This is a genomic window from Faecalicoccus sp. LCP19S3_E2 (genome assembly GCF_052121255.1).
GTDB lineage: Bacteria > Bacillota_I > Bacilli_A > Erysipelotrichales > Erysipelotrichaceae > Faecalicoccus.
This window is the reverse complement of record NZ_JBQKEP010000047.1, coordinates 1-410: the sequence shown is the minus strand read 5'-3', so window position 1 is coordinate 410 and position 410 is coordinate 1. Positions and strand designations below refer to the sequence as shown.

Genomic DNA, 410 nt, shown 5'->3' with positions numbered 1-410 from the left:
TCGCCAATAAACATATCGACAAGAATGAACACCGAATCTATTGCCTGCTGGGCGATGGAGAAAGCGAGGAAGGACAGGTATGGGAAGCCTGTATGGCAGCCTCCCATTACAGGCTGGACAACCTCTGTGTGATTTTAGACTACAACCATCTGCAGATCGATGGCAACATCGACGATGTGATCGGCCCGGAACCGTTCAAATCCAAGTTTGAAGCATTCGGTTTCCATACGATCGAGATCAACGGTCATAACTTTAAGGAAATCGAGGCAGCCTTTCAGGAAGCCAGAGAAACGAAGGGGCAGCCGACAGCCATCATCGCCCATACGATCAAGGGAAAGGGCGTATCGTTTATGGAAAACAACTATGCATGGCATGGAAGTGCGCCAAACAAGGAACAGTATGAAGAAGCC

The 410-nt window shown here is 49.0% G+C and carries 1 pseudogene; it reads left to right on the top strand.

Annotated elements, in window-relative coordinates:
- Positions 1 to 410 (top strand): annotated as a pseudogene (locus ACTQX6_RS12650) (transketolase); the annotation flags it as partial.